The following is a 7,302-nucleotide window of genomic DNA, read 5'->3' on the forward strand; positions in this document are numbered from 1 at the left end:
GCTAACCCTATTTGAGCCACTAAGCTAATAAACGAAAAGCCCCTAAGCACAAATAAACCCCAAGGGTGTTTAATATGCGGATATAACGCGCAACGTTTTAAAGTGGTTGCAAAGAAAAAACAAATCACCGCCGCCATAGTTAAACCCAGCGTCAGCTCACTTTTAATAGAGAGTGTTTCATCAAAAAAGAAGAACAACTGTAAAGGCAGCAGTATAGTGACGATAGCGTGCAGCACATGTACTTTTTTAATGCGATCAAACTGCCCTTCTGGCGAAAGCTCTTTAATACCAAAGTCACGTTCTAAGCATTTAACTAAGTTATTGGCTTTTATACTTACCGCTAAACGGTAACAGCTTAAACCTTCTTTATTGCGCGCTCTAAAGTCGTATCCGGCTTTAATTAGCAGTACCATAAGTGATTCATTTTTAGCAAATACAGCATAATGAAGTGCTGTATTACCTAAATTATCAACCGCTTTTTTGTCTTGCTTTGCAAGTAGCGTTTCAACCACATTTACAAAGCCTTTTTCGGCGGCCCACATAAAAGCTGTTTTATTGTTTTCATCAGCAAGAACACCTGTAGCGCCTTGCTCAATAAAGCGCATTGCCATTGTTTGCTTGGCTGTTTTTTTACGCAGGTGCGTTAATAATGCTTTTTCTAGCAGTACAACAGAGTCAACATCAGGAGAAACCTGTGTAAGCAACGTAAAATAATCTTTACCCGCTGCTACTTTTTCGCTGGCAAGTTCAGAAAGAGTATCTAAATCAGCAATAGACTCTGGAATAAACGCACTTAAACGCTCTCTAAAATCAACTTCTTTCCAAAGCGCTAATGTATCCTTTGCCGAAAGCTTACTGTTATTATTTAGCGCATGCTCAATTAACGTGAAATAGCGCTTACTAAAAAACAAATCAACTAAAGACAGTGGCGTATCTATGGTGTTTTGCGCAGCCACACTTGCGTATTTTTCAAGGCGTTGGCATAGCATAAGCACTAAGCTTTCAGGGGTGTATTCATTATCGTAGTAATGGCTTTTAACCGCACTAATATACGCTTGTGCGTCTTCGTCATATTCAGAGATATGTTGAAAGTAACATTCTTCAAATGGTTCTAGCGGGGTTAGCCATGCCAAATAATAAATAGGCGGTAACACGGTGGTGCATACACCATCGTCTTCATTTGTAGAACGACAAGCAGGCCAAGCTTCCAAAGCATCTAAAATAAAGGCACCGTTTTGTTCTACCAGTCCTTTAATAAGTAATGGGTATTCCTTTGGCCAAATCAGTACATTTTCCATTAAAACAACACAACTCCAGTGTGGCTTGGGGGTGGTAAGTTATATCAGTTTTTAGCTGACACCACGCTTAATCAAAGTGTCGATATTCTAGCACACCTTTGTTTTGCTGCTAGCGCAAAATTACGCAATAACAACAATCCTTTACTTACAAATATAAAAACGGCCAAGTACATAAGTAATTGGCCGTTTTTGAGGTTGGAGTTGGGCTTAATCAGAGCCAGACAAATAGTCTATTTACTTTTTAACTCGCTAATAACTTGATCTAAACCCACTTCAGAAATACGTTGAATAATCTCTTTTTGCTTAGCACTTAATAGTGAAATGCCTTCGGCAACAATATCGTATACTTTCCACTCATCATTTTTACCTAAACGAAGCTTAAAACTTAAGTCAATTGTAGGCGCATTTGGCTCAATAATTTGTGTATTAACTGTTGCGTACTCAGAGTCACTTTTTGCGTTATTACGCTCAAATACTACTTTTTGACCTGTGTACTTCATTAGTGCACCAGCGTATGTGCCTGTTAAGTAATGCTCTACTGCATCTATAAATTGAACAGCCTGTTCGCGCTCAATGCCTTTAATGTGCTTACCTAATAATTTAAACGACACAAACTTAACATCAATATGTGGCATTAAACGTTTTTCAACAATGGCAGCCATCGCTTCTTTGCTTGCTGTGCCTTTTGAATTTACTTGGCCAATGTCTGCAAATAGCTTATCGGCTACTGATTCAAGTAACTGATCTGGCGATTGCTGAGTTTGTGCAAATAACGAACTACTAAAAAAAGCAGTGGCTAAAACGAATAGTTTAAAGAGTTTCATAATTGTATATGTCTGTGTGATTAAGATGGCTGTAATTTACGCGAACTATACGCAATAAAAAAGGCACAAATAAGCAACTTATTAATGCCCAAATCGCACCAATAAAATAACTAAAATAAATTCAAGCAGTTAGAAAACTCCATTAACAGGCCATATACAACCGGCATTTTGTCCTCATTGTAATTGTTAATAGGTCGCCCTTATCATTTAGTTATCACTTGAATCAAACAGACATTTGGCACCTATGAAAACGTCACTTAAAACACTTATTATCTCTTTTGTATTAGTAGTTTCACTTTTTGGCAAATTTGCTTTTGCTCAATCGAACCACGGTTATGCCGTTGATTTTCTCAAAGGCGAAGGTAACGTAAACGGCGTTAAGCTTGCGTATCAGTATCATGCACCTAGCATGCAAAATATAATTGGTGATGCACGCTTTTACTTTGAAACCAGCGTAAATATGTGGGAATACCGCCACGGCGATGAAACACAATCAAACCTAGTACTTGCTATGTCACCTGTGCTGCAATTTCCTGCCTTTAGTTTTAACAACACCCCATTTTATGTAGAAGCAGGGATTGGTGTATCACTGATTGATGAAACGCAGTTTGCCGGTAAAAACATAAGTACTCACTACCAGTTTGAAGACCGCATAGGCCTTGTTGCCGACTTTGGTCATACTAACGTTGCCCTTAGAGTTATTCACTATTCAAACGCAGGCTTTAAAGAGCCAAACCCAGGGCTTAACTTTTTAACGCTTTCGGTAGCTAGACGTTTTTAAGGTTATTGATTGTGTTTAAGGTTATTGATTGTGTTTAAAGTTATTGATTATGTTTTGAGTAATTTAATTGCTGTTATAGCGTAAAACGGTCACACTTAAACGTACTAAATATTAAGTGATACTGCGATGCAAACTTGGCATATTGTAATTATTGTCGCCGTTGTTTTTACTATTGTCATTGGTAATATTGCGCTGATTAAACTCTCTGCAAAAACGGAGTTTAAAAAGCCCAACGCCAATATTAAAAATACAACAGACACAAAAAAGCCCTGATTAATCAGGGCTTTTTTAATAATACCAATTCGCTTAATTATATTTTCGTTAATTTAGCCTACTAACCAATGCGCCATTAGCGCAATAACAGGTAAAGTAATTAGCGTTCGCAAAATAAATATAATAAACAACTCTAAAATATTTACCGGTATTTTACTGCCAAGTAAAAGTGCGCCCACCTCAGACATATAAATAAGCTGAGTTACACTCATTGCGGCAATAATAAAGCGCGTTACATCACTTTCAATTGTTCCTGCTGCTAATATTGACGGAATAAACATATCAGCAAAACCAACCATAATAGTTTGCGACGCTGCTGCCGCTTCGGGTACTTGTAATAACTCTAAAAATGGCACAAACGGCATACCTAAATACTGAAATATAGGCGTATGCTCAGCAATGATCAGTGCAAATGTACCTACCGCCATAACTACAGGCAATACACCAAACACCATATCAAGCGCGTTATGTAAGCCCTCTTTTATAGTACCTTTAACACCCGTTGAGTTATCTGCTTTAGCTAATGCAACATCTAACGAATGACCAAATAAGGTTTTATGACCCGGAATTGTTTCAGCGTCTCTATCTGGCTCAGTGCCATCAATCAGTAAGTCTTTTTTAAAGCGCAGTGGAGGTAATCGCGGCACAATAATAGCGGCAACAATACCGGCTAAACATACCGTTGCGTAAAACGGTGCAAATAGGTATTCAAGTTTAACTTGCCCAAGCACCACTAAACTAAACGTAATTGAAACCGCTGAAAACGTAGTACCAATAATAGCCGCTTCGCGTTGTGTATAGTGCTTTTGATCGTACTGCCTTGCAGTCATCAAAATACCCACACTACCATCACCTAACCACGATGCAGTACAGTCAACCGCGCTTCTACCAGGTACACCAAATACAGGGCGCATTACTTTAGTCATTAACGTACCAGCAAGCTCTAGTAGACCAAAGTTAATTAATAGCGGCAGTAATAAGCCCGCTAAAATAAATACCGAAAACAACACCGGCAATAAGTCATTTAATACCAGCGCGCCAGTATTGGCCGAGGTAATCATCTCGCTGCCTAGGCTTAAGTACGTCATTAAACCAAACGCCATACCAAATAAGCGCACCACCAGCCATGTCCAGCTCACATCAAATAAATGCTTTAACAAAGATGAGTTACATATAGCGGCGGGTTTAAACACTTTAGTAATTACAGAAATAACCCCTGTAATACAAATAATGAGAGTAATAATTGCTTGAGCAGAGCCAAGCATCATTGCTTGAACCGCTTTTGCCATAACGGCAATAGGAATGGTCATCCCTTGCGAGGTACTAATGGGTGTCATAAATAAAAACACACCAATTAACGAAGGAACCAAAAAAGTAAACCAAGTGCGCCACGTGTAGTGTGAACGATGAGGTAGCTGAGACATATTTATTAACCTATAAAAACCACAAAAAGAGCATAGCGCTCTTTTTGTGGTAAAACTTATTATTATTTAAATTTTAATGCCGCGCTGAATGAGTGCTGCTTCTAATGCTTGTTGTAAACCATTCATAGTACCTGGCTCAAGCGTTTCGCCTTTGTCATCCATCCACGTTAAGCTAGTACCGCCTTCTTTAGTTTTACTTACTAAAATTTGGTATTGGCCTTCATCAATAGGTAGTTGAGCTACGTCATCACCCCAAATTGAATCCCAAACACTTGTTTCTGGTTTAGTGTAATCAGCAGTAATTAAGCCCGTATCTGGGTTAATTTCAACAATAGTGAACGACAAGCGCTCTAAAAATCCAGAGAAACGGTCAAAAACAGCTTCGTAAGATTGCTCAGTTACAAGTGCTGCATTACCTTTGTTATCAAAGCCCATTTCAAGAGAAATAATACCTTGGCGTTTACGCATATCAACTTCAAGTTGACGGTAACGGTAATCAAACTCGCTCACTACTTGGTTAAGCGCACGTACTTCTAACTGCTGTTTTAACAAATCAGTTAGCGTATGGTCGCCTTTAAAATCAATCAGCTCTACACGTAAAGACGCAGTACGCTGATGTGACTTTTCTTCAATAGTGAATCTAAATTTTTCTAAGTCATCGTTAACTTCATCGCCCCACCACCAAAAACTTTCTTCCGTTTTGATAATTGAGTACCAATCAGTTTCAATAGTACCTAGTAGCTTGTCTTCTTTAGTGGTTGCTGCATTGTTATCAGCGAGGACTGATTGAATCGTGTCCCAAAGAAATTCATCTAAATCAGCAATGCCATCGTTTTTATCAAAATAAATACGCGCTTGTTTATCTGTCTCTTCTACCCAACTGCCTTTAGCAATTGTTAATACTTGTGCCGGTGGGCGGTAATTTGTAGCTTCAGGATTGTTGTCGTATTGACCTACATCCATTTTATAAACTGGGTCTTGAGCTGGTTGAGATAACGACGTTGGTGCTTTTACAGGCTCATGCGTACGATAGTTACGCTCATTATGTGCTTGATTAGTAAATACACTACATCCTGATAAACTTACCAATACACTTACTGCAAGTGCTTTTGGGATCCAATACTGCACAGATATTTCTCCTTAGCATACCCTTTAATTGTTTTAACAAATATATGAGTGGGTAATGCCGATTTGGTTCAGTGTAAAATCAATATTAACTTTACATTTATTATTTGGCTGCCTAAATGCAATAAAGTTCAGCACTTCAACTTAGCAATAAAACTAAGCGCAAATAAGCAAATTTTAGCTATGGTACTTTCCCGTGCCAGTAAAAACAAGAAACACCGTACTTTAAAAGCGCTTAATTAGCGTGTGCTGTAGTTTAGAGCCCTTTTTGTGTTAAACTTCGCCGCCGTGCAACTTCTCGTGTGTATTTTTGGTGTTGCCAACTCGGTTGATATAATCCAAGTAACAAGGTATTTGAACTCATGACTGCATTTTCAAATCATCAAATTGTTTTAACAGCGATTGGCGAAGACAGACCCGGTATTGTAAGTGAACTAACCCAACTCGTTAGCGATTGCCACTGCAACATTATTGACAGCCGTATTGCTATTTTAGGCTGCGAATTTACCTTCATAATGCTACTAAGCGGCGACATGTCTGCAATAAGCCGCATTGAGCACGTACTGCCAACCAAAGCCATGGAACTTGGCCTACTTACCATGATGAAGCGCACAGCGAGTCATACTCCTAGCGAATTTTGTGCAGGTTACACACTAGAATACACTGGCATAGACACCCCAGGCACATTGAGCAAAGTAACGCGCTTTTTTGCCGACAATAATATTAGTATTTGCTCACTTAAGTCAGACACTTATTCTCAAGAAGACAACATTAAAATGCGTTGTGAACTTGAATTCAACATACCTGTTGATGTAGATATAGATCAATTTAAAATTAGTTTTGAGAGCCTTTCTCATACGCTAAACGTAGATTATATTTTTAAACGAATTCGTTAAGGATGCTAAACATGAACACAATTAGTCCATTACAAGCAGGCGATACTGCACCCGCTTTTAGCCTACAAAACCAAAACGACGAAACAGTAACATTAAGTGAGCTGTTAAAAGAGCAACAAGTGCTTGTGTACTTTTACCCTAAAGCGTCAACGCCGGGCTGTACTGTACAAGCCGAAAACCTACGCGATGAGCAAGCACAGCTTGCTAAATTTAACACCCGCGTTGTAGGTATTAGCCCAGATCCAATTAAGCGTCTTAAAAACTTTGAAACTAAAAAAGAGCTTAATTTTGACCTATTAGCCGATGAAGACCACGCCATTGCTGAAGCATTTGGTGTATGGGGCTACAAAAAATTTATGGGTAAAGAGTACGATGGTATTCACCGCTTGACGTTTTTAGTAGGCCAAGACGGTAAAATTAAACACCTATTTGATAAGTTTAAAACCAAAGATCACCATCAAGTGGTGTTGGACTATCTTGCAGCAGAATAAGTTTGCAGCAGAATAAGCTAGCGGCTGAGTAAGTTAGCTACCAGCTATTAGACAAATACAGAAAAGCGTTGCTCAAGGGCAACGCTTTTTTTATGCCTATACATTTTCGCTATGTAAAAATTATACCAATCTGCTTATATATAGGGTCTATTTAACGTTAAGAAAATTACGCTAGAACTAGGCAAAAATT

Annotated in this window: 8 protein-coding genes; 4 read left to right on the plus strand and 4 right to left on the minus strand. The window is 38.6% G+C overall.

The genetic code is table 11. The annotated features are described in order from the left end of the window. Both GQR46_RS13575 and GQR46_RS13580 read right to left on the minus strand, forming a co-directional pair. The coding region (locus tag GQR46_RS13575; protein WP_165741226.1) for an ankyrin repeat domain-containing protein at positions 1-1,298 on the minus strand (1,298 nt) is incomplete at its 3' end. Positions 1,299-1,528: 230 nt separating this feature from the next. Continuing rightward, positions 1,529-2,122, minus strand: a complete 594-nt coding sequence (locus GQR46_RS13580) for an ABC transporter substrate-binding protein (RefSeq protein ID WP_007583914.1) — start codon at positions 2,120-2,122, stop codon at positions 1,529-1,531. Positions 2,123-2,366: 244 nt separating this feature from the next. Here GQR46_RS13580 and GQR46_RS13585 point away from each other — a divergent pair, with 244 nt between their 5' ends. Both GQR46_RS13585 and GQR46_RS13590 read left to right on the plus strand, forming a co-directional pair. Continuing rightward, positions 2,367-2,903 (plus strand): acyloxyacyl hydrolase, encoded by a 537-nt coding sequence (locus GQR46_RS13585; RefSeq protein WP_165728195.1) that lies wholly within the window; start codon positions 2,367-2,369, stop codon positions 2,901-2,903. Positions 2,904-3,029: 126 nt separating this feature from the next. Further along, entirely contained in the window at positions 3,030-3,176 is a 147-nt protein-coding gene (locus tag GQR46_RS13590; protein WP_165728194.1) for a DUF2897 family protein, read from the plus strand. Between the two features lie 53 nt (positions 3,177-3,229). Here GQR46_RS13590 and GQR46_RS13595 read toward each other — a convergent pair whose 3' ends face one another. Both GQR46_RS13595 and bamC read right to left on the minus strand, forming a co-directional pair. After that, positions 3,230-4,600 carry a YjiH family protein gene (locus GQR46_RS13595; RefSeq protein WP_165728193.1) on the minus strand — a complete coding sequence of 457 codons (1,371 nt, stop codon included), beginning with the start codon at positions 4,598-4,600 and terminating at the stop codon, positions 3,230-3,232. A gap of 66 nt (positions 4,601-4,666) precedes the next feature. Next, the gene (gene bamC / locus GQR46_RS13600; protein ID WP_165728192.1) at positions 4,667-5,728 is read right to left on the minus strand and encodes an outer membrane protein assembly factor BamC; all 1,062 of its coding nucleotides are present in this window, start codon (positions 5,726-5,728) and stop codon (positions 4,667-4,669) included. Positions 5,729-6,087: 359 nt separating this feature from the next. Between bamC and GQR46_RS13605 the strand changes: the two genes are divergently transcribed. Together GQR46_RS13605 and bcp are read left to right on the plus strand one after the other, a co-directional pair. After that, positions 6,088-6,621, plus strand: a complete 534-nt coding sequence (locus GQR46_RS13605; protein WP_007583906.1) for an ACT domain-containing protein — start codon at positions 6,088-6,090, stop codon at positions 6,619-6,621. A gap of 11 nt (positions 6,622-6,632) precedes the next feature. Then, complete coding sequence (bcp, locus tag GQR46_RS13610) at positions 6,633-7,112, plus strand: thioredoxin-dependent thiol peroxidase (protein ID WP_002963124.1); 480 nt, start codon at positions 6,633-6,635, stop codon at positions 7,110-7,112. Positions 7,113-7,302 lie beyond the last annotated feature (190 nt).

This window comes from Pseudoalteromonas sp. Z1A6 (genome assembly GCF_011378745.1).
Lineage (GTDB): Bacteria > Pseudomonadota > Gammaproteobacteria > Enterobacterales > Alteromonadaceae > Pseudoalteromonas > Pseudoalteromonas arctica.

What these genes read in the sequence shown, in the direction of transcription:
- GQR46_RS13605 (WP_007583906.1), top strand. Translation starts at nt 6,088, where the DNA reads ATGACTGCATTTTCAAATCATCAAATTGTTTTAACAGCGATTGGCGAA.
- GQR46_RS13590 (WP_165728194.1), top strand. Translation starts at nt 3,030, where the DNA reads ATGCAAACTTGGCATATTGTAATTATTGTCGCCGTTGTTTTTACTATT.
- GQR46_RS13595 (WP_165728193.1), bottom strand. Translation starts at nt 4,600, where the DNA reads ATGTCTCAGCTACCTCATCGTTCACACTACACGTGGCGCACTTGGTTT.
- GQR46_RS13580 (WP_007583914.1), bottom strand. Translation starts at nt 2,122, where the DNA reads ATGAAACTCTTTAAACTATTCGTTTTAGCCACTGCTTTTTTTAGTAGT.
- GQR46_RS13585 (WP_165728195.1), top strand. Translation starts at nt 2,367, where the DNA reads ATGAAAACGTCACTTAAAACACTTATTATCTCTTTTGTATTAGTAGTT.
- bcp (WP_002963124.1), top strand. Translation starts at nt 6,633, where the DNA reads ATGAACACAATTAGTCCATTACAAGCAGGCGATACTGCACCCGCTTTT.